Annotated in this window: 18 protein-coding genes and 1 riboswitch; of the genes, 5 read left to right on the top strand and 13 right to left on the bottom strand. The window is 44.2% G+C overall.

Annotated elements, in window-relative coordinates; all coding sequences use genetic code 11:
• Window positions 1–104: 104 nt before the first annotated feature.
• On the top strand, window positions 105–1,295 hold the full coding sequence (locus TV75_RS10995) for an MFS transporter (RefSeq protein ID WP_044338784.1): 1,191 nt from the start codon (window positions 105–107) through the stop codon (window positions 1,293–1,295).
• A 62-nt stretch (window positions 1,296–1,357) separates the two neighbouring features.
• Here TV75_RS10995 and yiaA read toward each other — a convergent pair whose 3' ends face one another.
• Window positions 1,358–1,828: an inner membrane protein YiaA gene (yiaA, locus tag TV75_RS10990; protein ID WP_044338783.1), complete on the bottom strand. Its 471-nt coding sequence runs from the start codon at window positions 1,826–1,828 to the stop codon at window positions 1,358–1,360.
• Between the two features lie 408 nt (window positions 1,829–2,236).
• Here yiaA and TV75_RS10985 point away from each other — a divergent pair, with 408 nt between their 5' ends.
• Window positions 2,237–3,232, top strand: a complete 996-nt coding sequence (locus TV75_RS10985; RefSeq protein WP_044338782.1) for a tRNA dihydrouridine synthase — start codon at window positions 2,237–2,239, stop codon at window positions 3,230–3,232.
• A 196-nt stretch (window positions 3,233–3,428) separates the two neighbouring features.
• On the opposite strand, the gene TV75_RS10980 is transcribed toward TV75_RS10985, so the two are convergent.
• From TV75_RS10980 to TV75_RS10940, 9 genes are all read right to left on the bottom strand, one after another.
• Window positions 3,429–3,968 carry a GrpB family protein gene (locus TV75_RS10980; protein ID WP_044338781.1) on the bottom strand — a complete coding sequence of 180 codons (540 nt, stop codon included), beginning with the start codon at window positions 3,966–3,968 and terminating at the stop codon, window positions 3,429–3,431.
• Complete coding sequence (locus TV75_RS10975; protein WP_044338780.1) at window positions 3,958–4,446, bottom strand: GNAT family N-acetyltransferase; 489 nt, start codon at window positions 4,444–4,446, stop codon at window positions 3,958–3,960. The genes TV75_RS10980 and TV75_RS10975 overlap by 11 nt, the downstream gene beginning before the upstream one ends.
• An 83-nt stretch (window positions 4,447–4,529) precedes the next feature.
• A complete protein-coding gene (locus TV75_RS10970; protein WP_044338779.1) occupies window positions 4,530–5,510 on the bottom strand; it encodes a Gfo/Idh/MocA family protein in 981 nt (326 codons plus the stop codon).
• 59 nt (window positions 5,511–5,569) lie between these two features.
• Window positions 5,570–6,703, bottom strand: a complete 1,134-nt coding sequence (locus tag TV75_RS10965) for a serine hydrolase domain-containing protein (protein ID WP_044338778.1) — start codon at window positions 6,701–6,703, stop codon at window positions 5,570–5,572.
• A gap of 353 nt (window positions 6,704–7,056) precedes the next feature.
• Entirely contained in the window at window positions 7,057–7,404 is a 348-nt protein-coding gene (locus TV75_RS10960) for a hypothetical protein (protein WP_044338777.1), read from the bottom strand.
• Window positions 7,405–7,527: 123 nt separating this feature from the next.
• Window positions 7,528–7,971, bottom strand: a complete 444-nt coding sequence (locus TV75_RS10955; RefSeq protein ID WP_044338776.1) for a GNAT family N-acetyltransferase — start codon at window positions 7,969–7,971, stop codon at window positions 7,528–7,530.
• A 59-nt stretch (window positions 7,972–8,030) separates the two neighbouring features.
• Entirely contained in the window at window positions 8,031–8,252 is a 222-nt protein-coding gene (locus tag TV75_RS10950; protein ID WP_044338775.1) for a superinfection immunity protein, read from the bottom strand.
• A gap of 313 nt (window positions 8,253–8,565) precedes the next feature.
• Window positions 8,566–9,576, bottom strand: coding sequence for an HAAS signaling domain-containing protein (locus TV75_RS10945; RefSeq protein ID WP_044338774.1), 1,011 nt, complete (start codon window positions 9,574–9,576; stop codon window positions 8,566–8,568).
• On the bottom strand, window positions 9,573–9,914 hold the full coding sequence (locus tag TV75_RS10940) for a PadR family transcriptional regulator (protein ID WP_044338773.1): 342 nt from the start codon (window positions 9,912–9,914) through the stop codon (window positions 9,573–9,575). The genes TV75_RS10945 and TV75_RS10940 overlap by 4 nt, the downstream gene beginning before the upstream one ends.
• A gap of 256 nt (window positions 9,915–10,170) precedes the next feature.
• Between TV75_RS10940 and TV75_RS10935 the strand changes: the two genes are divergently transcribed.
• A complete protein-coding gene (locus TV75_RS10935; protein WP_216593408.1) occupies window positions 10,171–10,659 on the top strand; it encodes an RNA polymerase sigma factor in 489 nt (162 codons plus the stop codon).
• Window positions 10,656–11,561, top strand: coding sequence for a zf-HC2 domain-containing protein (locus TV75_RS10930; protein WP_044338772.1), 906 nt, complete (start codon window positions 10,656–10,658; stop codon window positions 11,559–11,561). Before TV75_RS10935 ends, TV75_RS10930 begins: the two co-directional genes overlap by 4 nt.
• 197 nt (window positions 11,562–11,758) lie before the next feature.
• Here TV75_RS10930 and add read toward each other — a convergent pair whose 3' ends face one another.
• From add to TV75_RS10915, 3 genes are all read right to left on the bottom strand, one after another.
• Window positions 11,759–12,751, bottom strand: a complete 993-nt coding sequence (gene add / locus TV75_RS10925) for an adenosine deaminase (protein ID WP_044338771.1) — start codon at window positions 12,749–12,751, stop codon at window positions 11,759–11,761.
• A 53-nt stretch (window positions 12,752–12,804) separates the two neighbouring features.
• Window positions 12,805–12,904: riboswitch (purine riboswitch) on the bottom strand.
• Window positions 12,905–13,014: 110 nt separating this feature from the next.
• The gene (locus tag TV75_RS10920) at window positions 13,015–14,379 is read right to left on the bottom strand and encodes a HAMP domain-containing sensor histidine kinase (protein ID WP_052504529.1); all 1,365 of its coding nucleotides are present in this window, start codon (window positions 14,377–14,379) and stop codon (window positions 13,015–13,017) included.
• Window positions 14,369–15,064: a response regulator transcription factor gene (locus TV75_RS10915; protein ID WP_044338770.1), complete on the bottom strand. Its 696-nt coding sequence runs from the start codon at window positions 15,062–15,064 to the stop codon at window positions 14,369–14,371. Before TV75_RS10915 ends, TV75_RS10920 begins: the two co-directional genes overlap by 11 nt.
• A gap of 230 nt (window positions 15,065–15,294) precedes the next feature.
• Between TV75_RS10915 and TV75_RS10910 the strand changes: the two genes are divergently transcribed.
• Window positions 15,295–15,729, top strand: a complete 435-nt coding sequence (locus tag TV75_RS10910) for a hypothetical protein (protein ID WP_044338769.1) — start codon at window positions 15,295–15,297, stop codon at window positions 15,727–15,729.
• Window positions 15,730–15,947 lie beyond the last annotated feature (218 nt).

Here is a 15,947-nt window from a genome sequence, read left to right as displayed (position 1 = left end):
TAGGCCCCTCTTTGTAAGCAGGGGATAAATGTTTTATGGTATGATAATTAAATTGTTCAACCAAACAAATACTTATATATATTCATCCTAGAAAAGAGGTACTTATGCAAGAGACTGTATTATCCAAACAGCATTGGTTTCTTATCTTCACACTTAGTTTACTAACTTTTGTTCTCGGGACAAGCGAATTTGTCATCGTCGGAATCTTAACGGAGATTTCCTCGAGCCTTCATATAACGAACGCAAAGGCAGGTACGCTGGTGTCGGCGTTTGCGATTACCTTTGCCATCGCCACCCCGATCGTGATGTCCGCAACAAGCCATTTTCCTAAGCGCAAATGGATGTTGTCTTTGATAGGGGCGTTTATCCTTCTGAATGCCTTGTGTGTGATTTCGTCCAGCTACGTCATGCTTCTTGTCCTCCGGATGCTGACGGCCATCGTCACAGGTGTTTCAATTTCCCTTGCCATGACGATCGCGAGCGAAGCAATTCCCGTGACAAAACGGGGAGTGGCCATTTCCTTCGTCTTTGGCGGGTTCACTCTGGCAAATGTGATCGGGGTTCCCATCGGTACCGTCATCGCGGAGTGGTACGACTGGCATGCCACGTTCCTGTTAACCACGATTCTTGGTGCGGTTGCCTTTTTGGCCTCTTTCATGAATTTGCCGAGTAAGCTCAGTCAATACCGCAGTTCCATGCGTGATCAATTTTCTTTATTGACCCACCCTCGGATCCTGATGGCTTTCTTCATCCCGGCTCTTGGATTCGGCGCAACCTATGCGGTCTTTACGTATCTTGTCCCGATCCTGCACATGATGGGTGCACCAGGCAGTTCCATCAGCTTGATCCTGTTCGCCTACGGGTTCATCTCCATCTTCAGCAACATCCTGGCCGGGAAGATTGCCAGTCACAATGCCATCGGACGCCTCCGATTCGTTTTTCTTATCCAGGCGATTGTCCTGTTCGGATTGTACGTGACGACCGGCCATTTCGTCATCGGATTGATCAACATTGGGTTGATGTCCTTGATGGCCATCATGCTCACCACCTCGACCCAGCTTTACCTGATTGACCTTGCGGGTGTGTATCAGCCGAAAGCGACGGGACTCGCCGCTTCCTTGATGCCCGTTGCAAGTAACGTCGGCATCGCCATGGGCTCGGCACTCGGGGGCCTTGTCTACCATGGAGGGCCATTGTTGAATGTGACACTAGTCGGCGGAGTCGTTGCACTTTGTGCGAGCCTGTTGACTTTCATGAGTCATCGATTGGACCGGAAGCATGGGGCTTCGGCTTAAACACAAAAAAAGAAGTATCAAGAACATTGGATGGTTCTTGGATACTTCTTTTTTATTAGGAATTAATCCCTCTCTCTTGCCCACTGCGTATCCCGGATGTTTTTCTGGATGGTAATGGCCGAAAATAGACAAAGGACAAATGACATACCATAAAACCCTTTTTCGCTTAAGATGATACTCCCTGCATTATAAAGTCCGATCGCCATCAAGGAAATGGCCACGATGACCGCAAACCAGCTGAGTCCATAATAGATGCCGGAAACAGGGATATCTTCTTCTTTGTCCCTTACCGCTTTTTGCAGGGAAACAGCTGCATACAAACCGAATATCAATACCGCAAAATAATACCCCTTCTCATTCAGCTCCATGGAGGCATTGAACAGGCCGATCAGATAAGCGGAAGCACCCACTACGAAAGCGGCCCAGCTCGCCCCTTTGAAGGCGGCAGTCGGTTCCCCTTCTTTTCTCTCCACCTTGATCTTCGGTTTCTTTTCATCGCTCTTCATTAACGGATTTTCATTAAACTCAGACATAGGTCGCTCCCCTTTACTGTCATTCGATATGTGAGTGCCTGCACTGCACTATAAGAATCATTATAGCAATTTTTTACAGAATCTGTTTGTTATTTTTGGGTATATTTTCATCTTTCAGATATGAATACATTCCTGGCGCCCGGCAGCTGACTAGCGGAACCCCTATTTCTGATAGGGTTCCCCGGTTTAATGACAGCATCATCAGGTTCCCTTCATTGTCTCTTATCCTCGACTACTAAAGTGAATGTTCCTCAAGAGAAAACGACCCGTCCCCTTGCACTTTTCACCTAATACCATTAAAGTATATACTGGTTGGAATCCGTCCTGACCGGGACTGGATCAATCTGAAGCATTCTACTTTTTAATTTCGGGAACATGATTCCCTAAAGGAAAGGGTTTAAATAGAGTATGAAAGATAATTTCTGGCACGAGTTGCCTAAGCCGTTTTTTGTTCTGGCACCGATGGAAGCCGTGACCGATGTGGTATTTCGTCATGTCGTGAGTGAAGCGGCAAGACCTGACGTGTTTTTTACAGAGTTTACAAATACAGAAAGCTACTGTCATCCGAAAGGCAAAGACAGTGTACGCGGGCGTTTGACGTTCACGGAAGATGAACAGCCGATCGTCGCCCATATCTGGGGGGACAAGCCCGAATACTTCCGTCAAATGAGTATCGGGATGGCTGAAATGGGCTTTCGAGGAATCGATATCAATATGGGCTGCCCTGTGCACAATGTTGCAGCCAACGGAAAAGGCTCCGGCCTGATCCGCCGACCGGATGTCGCAGCGGAGCTCATCCAGGCTGCCAAAGCGGGAGGACTTCCCGTCAGCGTGAAGACCCGCCTCGGTTATACCAAGGTGGAGGAATGGCATGACTGGCTGAAGCACCTGTTGGAGCAGGACATTGTCAATCTGTCCATCCATCTCCGTACGAAAAAGGAAATGAGTGACGTCGATGCTCACTGGGAGCTGATCCCGGAGATCATGAAACTCCGTGACGAAATTGCGCCTCATACCTTACTGACGATCAACGGTGATATCCCCGACCGCCAGAAGGGACTTGAGCTCGCCGAGAAATACGGCGTGGACGGCATCATGATCGGTAGAGGAATCTTCCATAATCCGTTCGCCTTCGAGAAAGAGAAGAAAGAACATACAAGTGAAGAACTGCTTGACCTCCTAAGGCTGCAGCTGGATCTTCATGATAAATATAACGATGAACTCGAGCCACGGCCGTTCAAACCTCTTCGCCGCTTCTTCAAGATTTACGTCCGCGGGTTCCGTGGAGCAAGCGAGCTGAGAAATCGTCTGATGGAAACCGTCACCACCGACGAAGTACGCGCTCTGCTTGATGAGTATGCAGATGGAGTGAAAGATGAGGAAGGCTTTTCTGTGACGAAGTAAGAGCTCTTATTTAAAATGGGTGCGAGCCCCCAAGCACATTGATCGTGCATGGGGCTCCCACCCATTATTTTGTATTGAAAGTGAACTACCAAATAATCAAAAACCGTTGATCTACCGCACGATCCCTATCAAGCAAGGTATCTTTTAGATCAAAAAGGATTGCTTTATAAGCTTTCTACACATCCTTTCTCAAACCTCACCTCTCCATATCCAACACTCTTTGAATAAATGCTGCTTTCGCTTCCGAATAGGCTTCCCGGTCTTCAGGAAATTGGTCCGCCAAATGCTTTTTGAGCTCTGCATATTCTTCCTTCAAAGAGGGATTTCCGTTCAACCGATCCCGGAATGACCGCTGTTGTTCCCATCTTGGTTCCCCCTCCAGCATAAGGTGTAGATGGGCGACACGCTTTTCTTTTTCCACTTTGATGAAAAACCTTCTCCACGGCCGGTTATCGAGCTTAGGCGGTACATAGTGCCATTGATCCTCCCCAAGCTTTTCGGCAATCTCTTCAAGACGACCAAAGGATGGGACCTTGGCCATCAAGTCAATGATCGGTTTGGCAGGAAGGTCACGGATCGAGGTGCTTCCCACGTGCTCTACTTCCTTTACTCCAAAGGGGACTAACACATGCTGAAGTTCCTTCACTTCAGCATTTCCCCTTTCGATCCAATAGGGGTTTGGAGGCACGATTTCGATCGTTTCCACAGCCCATTTTGGCCAATGATTATGTTCCATCCGTCAGGTCACACTCCAATCTTATCTCATCCCTGATCGGAATCCCGTCATTCCCGATCAAGGGGATCTCAGGTTTTACTTTTCTTGCCTTCTCAACGGCAAACCGGTGGATATGTGAAATCATATAGCCCCTCTTTTGGTAAAATTTCAGTGCCAGTAAATTATCATTGGTCGTGATCAGCGTGATCCGTTTGCAATGATTTTCGGCAGCCACCTTTTCTACTTTTTTCATAAGGGCGGTGCCGATCCCCTTCCGTTCTTCCAGACTATCAAGTGAAATAATCTCGCATTCTCCGTCCCTGAAAATATACGTAATCAAACCAATGATTTCACGGTCTTCATTTAGAACGACAAAGCCGTCTAAAGTAGAACAATCATAGATTCCGCTGGAAATCACCATCTTCGGACTGCCCCAATACCGATTGAAGAAATCGACTATTGTCTCTTTCGGCATCTCTTCTGTTGATACGATGTTCATGAAGAATCTCCCCCTCTTCCAATTGACATTCATAAAGCACTCGAGCGACGGGGAGGGGGCCAAGGGACCTGTCCCCCTGGCATCTACTTCCCAACAATCGCATCCATCACCCAATTCGTTCGTGCACCAGAATCTCCAGTACTCGGACACCAATCGCCACCCTCGGTCAGCTCTTTCACGATCGTTTCAACCAGGGGCTGATGAACATGGAGGGGTCGTTCAAAACTCCATTGCTCTTTTCCTTCATTTGTCGTCAAGATCACGGGATCATCCCCGAAAGTGGAAAAGCTGATCTTTCCTTTACTTCCGACAATCTCATTCATGTCCACATGTTCAAAAGCCGTGAAACACCACTTTCCGATCCCTTGAACGCCAGATGCAAATCGATAGGTACCGGTCACAATATCTTCCGCCTCATAATAGCCCGCCTGATTCGAGGCAAAGCCTTTTGCTTCTTGTATGGGTCCGAGCAGAAAATCAAGAATATCGAGGGTATGACTGGCGAGATCAAAGAATAATCCCCCACCGGCAACATCAGACTGGACACGCCAAGGAAGACGTTCCGGATCCTTCACGTCGTCCCCCGCTTTTTGATACTGAGTCGATGAGACAAAACGAACGTCCCCGATCGCCCCTTGATCCAGCAGTTCTTTTATCTTCAAAAAGCGCTCCTGTGCACGGCGATAATAAGCTACATACAAAGGAACACCGGCACTCTTACAAGCGGCCACCATCTCATTGCATTCATCAAAGGTACGTGCCATCGGCTTCTCCACATATACAGGTTTCCCCGCAGCCGCCGCCTTCAGCGTGTATTCCATATGAGAGCCAGGCGGCGTGGCGATGTAAACCGCATCCACCTCAGAATCGTTTATCAAAGCATCCGCATCATCGTACCACTTCGGAACCTGATGTCTTTCCGCATAATCCCTTGCCAGTTCCCCCGTCCTTCTCATGACCGCAACAAGCTCAGAATGTTCAACCTTTTGAAAAGCAGGGCCGCTTTTCTTTTCTGTCACATCTCCGCAACCGATGATTCCCCATCGGACTTTTTCATAGTGCATGGGTGGATCCCCCTTCTACTGTTAATCCTTTACCCTGTTGAGTGCATGACCCAATCATCTTATGAATCAATAAAAACATCCATGATCTTATCACAAATATCATGATGGATGGTCCCATCAAAATTCAGTAACACCACCACACCCAGATTGAGTTCTGGCACCATGGTGATCAGGGATCTTACGCCTAACTGCCCACCCCCGTGTTCGACGATTTTGTATCCCCGATAAGTATCCGTGAACCAGGCGAGACCATAGCTCCTGACATCACATCCAGGCGCCCGCCATTCTTCGCTTACAAGATGGACCGGCTTTTGCATTTCATCTACTAATTCTGAACGTAAAACAGGCGTTTTTTTATTTAAATGGAAGGATACGTAGTTGGCTAAATCGTTGGCTGTTGAATACAAATACCCGATTGGCGCTGAGATCGGATTGATGGGAAAAGGCGTTTCTTTTTTCTCCTCGCCTATATAATACCTGGCACTGTTCGGATCCTCTTGCACCTCATGGGGATCACTCGTTGTCCGTTTCATACAGAGGGGTGTGAGGATGTCACCGGTAAGGGATACTTCCCATTTGCAGCCTGTCACTTTTTCATACAGATCGGCAAGGATCACATACGCATCCGTGCAATAATTCCATCCCTCTCCTGGCGTGTATTCCAATTCTACTTTTTTGAACCATTTCGTGATATCTTCGCGCGTCTTTATACTAGTAATCTCTTCTTCTGTCAGCTGATAATGATCTAATGCTTCCTGAAATTCCGTCGGTGTATCGGAGAATATTTCCCTTACATTCGGAGCAATCATATTGGCGATTCCCACTTCTGAGGGAAAACCTGCCGTGTGGGACAACACATGCCTGATCGTGATCGCGTCACTTTGTTCTTTATTCTTCGTTCGGAAGTATGGCAAATAGGTAACAACCGCATCGTCCAATGCTATCAGGTTCTTCTCTACCAGCTGCATAATGGACAGGGCCATAAAGTTCTTGGATATACTTTGGATGCTCATCTTCGTATCACCGTCAATCGGGCGTTCTCCGTGTCGGATCCTGGCGTTTCCAAAACCTTTAGAATAGATTGTTTCTGCGTCTTTTACAATGGTAACGCTTACTCCGACTCCCTTATGATCATTAAGTAATTCATTTATGTATTGTGTTATTTGGTTACCTTCTTCATTAAAGTGTTTCATATTGCCCCCTTATATGCGGTTCCGGGTTATCGCTCAACGCTAGTATTTTTCGACCCTTTTTAGTAGTATCTCCTATTCTATCAACTTGCCAATTGATAACATAGATCCCCTATATTTTAACACGACCATTCCAGATATGAGGATGGAAGCACGAGATCCGTCCCAGTGCTTCCATAAGAATTAGTTATTACGATTTTACCATTACTTCCACCGATAACATGTCAACTCTTCTCATGACCCAATTCAAGAGAATTTCGAGCCAAGGGACCTGTCCCCAATCCAAAAGGGTCACACCCACGGAACCTCTGAAATGAAAACCATATTGAAGGGATTGTCATTTCTAGAAAACGTTTTTAACTCAATCTAACCGGCAAATCTATATCTTCAGAATCCCGGTAGGATCGATAGGAAACCAATTCCTTTTCATTTAAAGAACCATCCAGTTGCAAAATACGGCCATGGGTGGTTTCTAAGTAGAACCGGTAGTTGTTCAAATGAAGTCTGAAAAAGGTATAGGTGTTGCCGAGAAGATGCTTCTCGATTTGATTCGTTTCAGGATGTATCTGAATGAAATCCGCCAGCTCCTGCACGGAAGCAGTGGGTATATCAGCGATAGAATAGTACGTCCCCGTCATATTGTGTTTAAACTTATTCATTGCGGCCATAGCCCTGTCTTTGAACTTTTTCCCATCTACCTTCATACGTCCACTCCTCTTTTGTTACTATTAAGAAGAATCCCCAACGTCCTATAAAATTTAACCGAAATAATGTCCATTCAAAGAAAAAAGCCTTCCCCTCACCTATAGCCTTACGAAATGGGGCCGTTACTTTTGCAAAATCATATCGATATGAGGGATCCCATCATCCAGATAGGTTTCCGTTATCTCCCTGAATCCATATGACCCATAGAACTCCCGCAAGTATTCCTGAGCCTGAATCTTCACGGTTCTTTCCCCTAACTCATCATGGATGAAATCCAATCCCCTTTTTACCAATTCGCTTGCCAGTCCTTTACCACGATAATCCTCCTTCACAAGAACTCTCCCAATCGACGGTTCTTTATATGACACTCCTGGCGGTAAAAGTCTTGCATAGGCCACAACTTCCCCGTTTTCTTCTTTATAAAGATGGTACGCGTGCAGATCCTTCCCATCGACTTCCATGTAGGGACATTGCTGTTCCACCACAAAGACCTGGGTCCTCACCTGTAAAATCCCGTATAACTCGTGTGTGGATAGTTCATTAAAGCTCTTTAATTCCCAATTCATGATTGGACACCTCTTATGTACTGTTTTTTTGTTGGGTCAAAGGAGCCATCGCTCACGTCTTATTTACTAAGCCCTTTATTAATTGACAATCGGTCGCGATGATCTTTTTTAAGTGCCAAAAATAAAGCGGCAAACCAACCAAACAAACTCCATCCCAAAAAGAAATTAATAACATAAATGAGAATTTTGTTATGCTTATTTCTTTTACTAGCTATGTAGCTTGGAATAAAATAAATAAAACCTATTAGAATTAAAGGTAAAATGACCAAGATCACTTCCATAAAATCTCTCTCCCTCCATTTCTTCTGGTATCGGTATTTACGTCAACGAATGTAATCATTGTATTTTATCATTCGTTATTCCTCTTCTTCACTATCCTGTTAATGGATTGCGCCCCGTTTCTAAAGATATTTTAACATAAATTACCTATTAGTTTTGTTTATTATAATTTCTAACACATCCCAACTATTGAGAACAATGCCTTTGCACTTTTATACTCGATTGCTAATTCACTATCTTCTTTTCAAAAGCAAACTCATTTACCTCTAGCCAAGAAAAAAAGGCTCCGATCTCCTGATCAGAACCTTACTCCATTCACAGAACCCTATCCGCCCCATTCATTTTTAGAGCCTTCTTAACCCCCTCATAGCTGTTAATCACCGAAGCGACCAATAATCCAACCGCTACGGTCAAGTACAACCACTGAAAATTGAAGGAGCCGTTGAACAGTTCCTGTATCCGATCTGTGAATTCCGGGTTCAGCACCTCCATGTTCCGGAAAATGAACATAAAGGCTGCAACAGGTATGAACTGATAGACGGCGTTTAAGATCGCAAGCTTCCTGGTCCAGATCCCCTCTTTCCATTTTCGAAGCAGCAGGTGAAGTTCCAAACCGATCAGGAGCACGACCAACGGCCAATACCCGATGAGCACTTCCTGATTAAAGAAGGGAGTGAACGCTCTTTCGTTGTCACCTTTTTCATACAAGCCAACGATACTCGACGCTTTAAAGTAACAGGTTGACCAAATCACCGTCCAAATCAGGCCACCGAAAATTTCCAGCTTGGAAATCCGTTTTTCTTTCGGGACATACGGGATATCTTTCAGGTCATCAGGCGTCCATTCTTTTCCTTTCATGGTGATTGGAAGCTGACTGTCCGAGGAAACGGTCCGCTCGATGATGGCAAAGATGAGCGTCAGCCAAAAGAATACCTGCATTCCTGTTCCGATGACCTCGACCACGGCATTTCCTGCGATGGAGAGGATGATCTCAACGGGGCTTGATTCCCCTGAGTAGTTCAGAACAGATGTAGCAGCTAACACGATGAACGTGATGGCTGCAGAAATCGGAAGAATGATCTTCAATAGCGTCATATACAAATCATAATATCTTGGCCCGATCAGGTGCATCGGCCTGTCTTGATAATTCGAGGCCAGCACCGCAGGATTCCCGAGTGACGTCAGTACCTCCCTCACATCATCCTCTGTATAATCCTCCGGCAGCATGTCTTCAATCGTGGATGTCAATTCAAGGGCAATATCTTCCCGATTCTTCTCCGGCAGCCTTCTCATTACTTCTTGAATATATAGTTCAACAAGCTTCATCCTTCCTCATCCCCTTTTAATAAAATGGCCAATTCACCAGACATCTTTTCCCATTCGGCCTGTAATTGTCCCAGGATCTCAGTGCCGTATTCGCTCAGCACGTAATATCTCCTCGGCCTGCTTTCCGACCGGTCCCAGCTGCTAGTGACCAGTTCTTGCTTCTCCAAACGGCGCAGCAGCGGATAGAGTGTACTCTGCTCCATCGAGATTCCGCTTTTCTCCAGTAATTGGACAAGTGAATATCCATACTGGGGTGTCCGCAATTGACTTAATACAGCCAGGGTCAATGTCCCCCTCCGCAGCTCCGTCGTCAGAGATGTCAGCAGTGACTTATCCATAGGTTCACCTCTTTGATTGAATTATACTGTGTGTCGTACACTATATGGTTTATACTATGTATCATACACTATAGAAGTGCGTAATAGAACGTTTTTTTTAAAAAAAAGCTATGTTAAATAACTCTGTTGATATTTGTATCCCAGGAACAATTTTTCTAAAATACGGAAAAAGAATGAAGGCGTACTTTGTTCGGTTTTTTTTTTATATTTTTGTAAGATATTCGAGTTTATCGCGTCTTATATGTAAGGAGGTGAGATGGTGACACAGCTTGAGGATATTTATAATACATACTTTAAAGATGTATTTTTATATGTGTATAGTTTATCTGGCGATAAGCATATTTCTGAAGATATCACTTCGGAAACTTTTATGAAGGCATTAACATCGCTAGACAGTTTCAGAGGGAATAGTGATATCCGTGTTTGGTTATGCCAAATTGCCAAAAACAGTTATTACTCTTATTTGCGTAAGAATAAAAGCTTAGTGGATCTTGAGTCGGTTCCAGAATCAGCTAGTGGAGACAATGTAGAACAAGAAATAGCCGTTTCAGAAGCGTCTATGAAGGTACATGAAGTTATCCAGAATTTGAAAGAGCCATACAAAAAGGTCTTTACTCTCCGTGCATTTGGAGAACTGTCATTTAAGCAAATTGGCAAATTGTTTGGAAAAAGTGAAAACTGGGCTTGTGTTACTTATCACCGCGCTAGAGAAAAAATCAAAGCGCGATCGGAGGATTATCGATGAAAATCAGCTGTAATATGATCAGGGATATACTGCCGTTATATGTCGAGGATATGGCAAGTCAAGATACTAGAGATCTAGTTGAAGAGCATATAGCTTCTTGTGAGAACTGTAAAAAACGACTTGAAGAAATGAGGACTTTTGAAGAACCCCCAGTAGATACCGATATAGCTCCCTTAAGAAACATACAAAATACATTGCGAAAGAAAAAGCTGCAAACGATTATTCTTTCAGTCATGGTAACATTGGTTTTTGCAGTGGTTACAATCGCTTATCTGACAACCCCAGCATACATCTCGTATGATGAAAATGCAGTTTCAATTATTGAAAAGGAAGACGGAACCATACTTTTGAATTTTAGTGAAGAAGTCTCTGGATATAATGTAAATCAATATCCAGCAGCAGACAATTCAGGTTATGTCTATGATATAACTACATGGGAAACGATTTGGCAACAGAAAATAAACAAAAACAACCTGGAAAATACGGTCTTAAACCCGAATGGGGAAACGGTCGCTTCGATCTACTATTACAATACCGATGGAACTGAAAATACTTTAATTTATGGAGAGCCAATAACGGATGGTTCTGTCATGACGTTACCTCGGCTTGTTTTAAGCTACTATGTGTTGTTTGCTATAGGATTTTTACTTATTTGTGGAATTGGATTGGTTATATTCCGTAAGAACGAAAAAAGAAGAAATGGACTAGAAAAAATGATTCTATTGCCTATCTCGTACCTGTTTGCTCACTTACTTATAAAAGGTCTTCACTCTGCCACTTACCTTGCTGGACGAGACCTTTATGTACTATTACTTGTTACAATTTCTTTATATGTTGCGTTGTTGGCTGGAAGGAACATATTAAAAAAAGTATCAATTAAGAAGCCGAAAAGCACTTTATAATAGTTGTTGCTTTCACTGGTTAATAATAGGCTCACCAATCAGCGATTATCAACAATAACCTTTAACATAGCCTTTAAAAAAGAAGAAGGATCAAAGAACGTTGGGGTGTTCTTTGATCCTTCTTTAACTTACGCGAACCACGGGGACAGGTGCCGTGGTTCTCATACAAATGGTGCCAAGGAACCTGTCCCCATGGCTCACAAATACTTCTTCAAACCTTCCTTCACCTCATCACTCGCAAAAGCAGCCTCCACACTGTTCATATAGATCTCTCTATAATCCTCTTCACTCATCGAAAATTCATTCCAGACTAGGTCACATTCCTTCGTCATCGTGGTATCGGATACCGTTCTGTTATCTGTATTGATGGTGATTTTGATCCCGTCCCTGTGAAAATCGTATAGGGGGTGATCACGGAATTGGTTTACGGCTTTCGTTTGAACATTACTCGTTGGACAGATTTCAAGCACGATCTGTTTTTCCTTTACAACCTGATAAGCTTCCGGACAGTCTGTCATATAAACACCATGTCCGATTCTTTCTGCCCCCAGCCATTCAACCGCCTCGAGGACATTTCTTCCGATTCCCGTTTCACCGGCGTGGATGGTGACTCTGTAGCCATATTCCCGGGCAAGTGCGATGGGTTCAATGAATTTCCCGCAGAACCCTTCTTCTTCGGAAGCACATAAATCAATTGCGACAACTCCTTTTCCAAGGAAGATCTTCCCCTGTTCAACGACCTCAAAGGCACGTTCTGCAGACATCGTTCTCATACAGGACAAAATGATATTCCCTTTAATATCAAAGTGTTCTTCCGCTTCTTTCATTCCCTCGATTACACTTCCAATGATTTCTTCTACAGATAATCCCTTCTGTGTGTGAAGCAAAGGGGCGAATCGAACCTCCATATATTTCACGTTTTCCTCCGCTGCATCTTCATAAAGCTCAAAAGTGATTCTCTTTAAGTTTTCTTTTGACTGCATGACCGCATTAGGAATCGAGAATTTCTCTAAGTATTCATCCAGTGATTTGCAGTCTAATGGGGCGATGAGCTCCTCTTTCATCTCTTCAATATCAAAGGAAGGAATAGGGATGCCCTCCCTCTTTGCGATATCAATGATCGTCTCGGGTCTTACACTCCCATCCAAATGGCAGTGCAGTTCAATTTTAGGCATTATAGAATGTTTCATTGTTGTACCTCCTCAATTTTCCAATAAAAAAATCCTGATTACGAAGAAAATACAACTAAATGTATCTTCTTCGTAATCAGGATTTATTGGTTCCTGGTAGAGACCTCCAAACCATATTATTGGAGTTATACGAATGTGAGAATCGTATTAGATTTTTTATTAAGATAATAAAATTTTCAATACTTGTCAAGGGAGATCGAGGGGACGGTTCTCGTGCCCCCGTCAGGAAATAACTTGATAGAAACAGGAACTGGCTCGACTTCTTAGACTGAATCGAACATCACCCTAAACCGGCAGCCCCCATCATATCCCCCATCCAACTCAATTCTCCCACCATTTTGCTCAATCATTTTCTTCGCAATCGAGAGTCCGAGACCTGTTCCCCCGGTCTCACCATTCCGGGATTCATCCATCCGCACAAACGGTTCAAATATCTTTTCATGGTAGTCGGCGGGGATCCCTATCCCTTTGTCTTCGATGATCATTACGGCCTGGTTCCCTTGGCGCTTGAGTGAAATGGACAGATACCCATCACTGTACGCCATCCCATTATGGAGAATGTTTGTAATCGCCCTTTCAAGCTTTGAAGCATCGAACGTCACCATCAAGGGTTCCTCGGTAATATCCAGGTGATACTCCATCCCTTTTTCTTCAAACTCTTCTACAAAAGAAGTCAGCATGGTACGGAGCCATTCGGCCATATCCTTTTCCTTAAGGGAAACCGAATCCCTGTCGATTTCCATATGGGACAGGTCGAACAGGTCGTGGATGAGGCGGTTTGCCCGCTTGCTGTTGGACACGATGATATCGGTATATTTCTTCTGATCCCCACGACTCAGATTCGTCAGGCTGGTCAACGTTTCGGCGTAACCCTGTATATTGGTCAATGGGGTTTTCAGATCGTGGGAAATATCCAGGATCAGCTGCTTCCTCAAGTTCTCGGATCTTTCCTTCAATGCGATTTCGGTGCCGATCTTCTCTGCCATTTGGTTAATGGTATGTTTCAACTGGTTCAGTTCCTGATTCGCCTCGAACTCGATTTTCTCTCCATAGTTTCCTGATGAAATCGAATCGATCCCCTTCAGAAGCTTCTGGATCGGCTGAATGAGCTGGACGGACGTCCTCTTCACGTACCAATACAGGATGACGATCAAGCACACCATGAAAAAGAGGATGGTGAAGAAGAACACATCATCCAATTGGAAATAGTCCTCTGCGGGAAAGTAGAGTAATAGATACTCTTCGCCCTTTTCAGGTATATATAAATCCGTATCATATGTATCTGTTTCCTTCAAAAATTCTTTGTATCCATAGTTATACCCGATCTTGTGTGGACTGTTGAACTGTTGGACCACCTTATAGTCGGTACTCACAATCTCTATGTAGGCATGATCAGGCAGCTCATTTTTCTTGAATGCTTCTTTCATCCCCCATTTCTTCGCATCTTCATACGTCCCTTGAAGGAAATCCTGATCCAGGTCCTCATACACGGTCTCGACATACACAAAGTTTGCCACCAAAGTGAACGTCCCCACTCCCAGTATGATGATGAACAATAAAGCATAGTTGATAAAAAATTGTCTGGTGATGGAAATGGACTTCTTAAGGAGAATCGGATTAGTCTTCATGATTCTCCATCCGATAGCCGAGCCCCTTTACTGTCGTGATATAGGTCGGGGATTTAGGGTCTGCTTCGATTTGTTCTCTGATCCGGCTGATATGAACCATGATCGTATTGCTGTCACCGATGTAGTCCGTCTTCCATACTAGCTCATATAACTGAGCCTTCGTATACAACCGGTTTACATTCTTCATGAAAATGGACAACAGCTTCGTTTCCTTCGGGGTCAATAGGAGCCGCTCCCCATCCTTGGTCACCGTTTGATTGATGGGGTGATATTCCAGGGCGCCGTTTTGAATGACCCCGTCTTCCTTCACCACACTATAATCCGTATACCGCCGAATCTGGGCATTCACCCTCGAGACCAGCTCAATCATACTGAAAGGCTTCACGACATAGTCATCTGCCCCCAGACCGAATCCCAGTACTTTGTCCGCATCATCCGCCCTCGCTGTCAGCAGCATGATCGGCACCTTACAGCACTTCCGAACCTCTTTGATCACCTGAAACCCGTCCACTTTCGGCATCATCAAGTCCAGGATGAGAAGGCTCGGCCGCTTCTCCCTGCATTTACGGATCACTTCGTCTCCATCATAACTCTGCTCCACTTGATACCCCTCATTCCGCAAATGAAGGGCGATCAACTGGTTAATTTCCATGTCATCTTCCGCTATATAAATCAACTCTGCCATACCTTTACTCCCAGTCTTGTAAAATCGAATTTTCATCCTATTTTATCATGAAAATGACGGTGGTCTTTGAGATTTATGGTTAATTTAAGGTTGCTTTAAGGTTGGGGTTAAGGAAGTTGTGTACAATGAATGGGAACCATGGGGATAGGTACCCCGGCCCCAAGTGCCATTGTAACTGTCCCCATGGCTCAGGCAATATTAAAAAAAGTAGTATTTGGTGGGTAATGAACATGACAAACAAACTAAATGAGTTCATCATAAAAGGACACTTTAAAGAGGCAAAAGAAATGACGAATGAACTTTCCTATCCAGAACTTGATGGAGAACTGATGGAAATGACCTTCAAGAATTCAAGTATAACGAATTACGCATTCATAATGAGTTTACTAGTTGAAGAGGAAAACGTTGAGTTACATGAAATGGCGTTTAGAATAATGGCTATTCCGCTAAGTTACCTGAACGGTGCTTATTACGCTGCCCTTTATCACGCAAGGAGGTGTGTGGAATTAACAGACCGACAAGATATCAGGTACTTATCCAATCTGTTATTCTTGCATTATATCCCCGATAAAGTTGTCAGTGAAGAGGAAGCGTATGATACGGCGAGAAGGATGCTGTCATTGGACCCTGAGCATGTAGTTGCTAAAAAGTTTTTGAATAAGTGAACGAGGGGCGAACCTTGCTGAAGTAGGAGATCCGTCTGAAAAACAGTGACTCCCCTCGATTCGCTGAGTGTCAAACCTCAATAACCCTAAAATATAATCGTTGACAATGAGAGGAAATAATTATGTTTTTTAAGAACGATAAAAAAACTAATAAGAATAGTGTTAATACGGCATTTAAGAGTACATTTATATTTTGGGGAGTAACCCTTTTTATAAAT

Origin of the sequence: Rossellomorea aquimaris (genome assembly GCF_000935355.1) — a bacterium.
GTDB lineage: Bacteria > Bacillota > Bacilli > Bacillales > Bacillaceae_B > Rossellomorea > Rossellomorea aquimaris_B.
The sequence above is the reverse complement of the archived record's forward strand: the minus strand, read 5'-3'. Positions and strand labels throughout refer to the sequence as shown.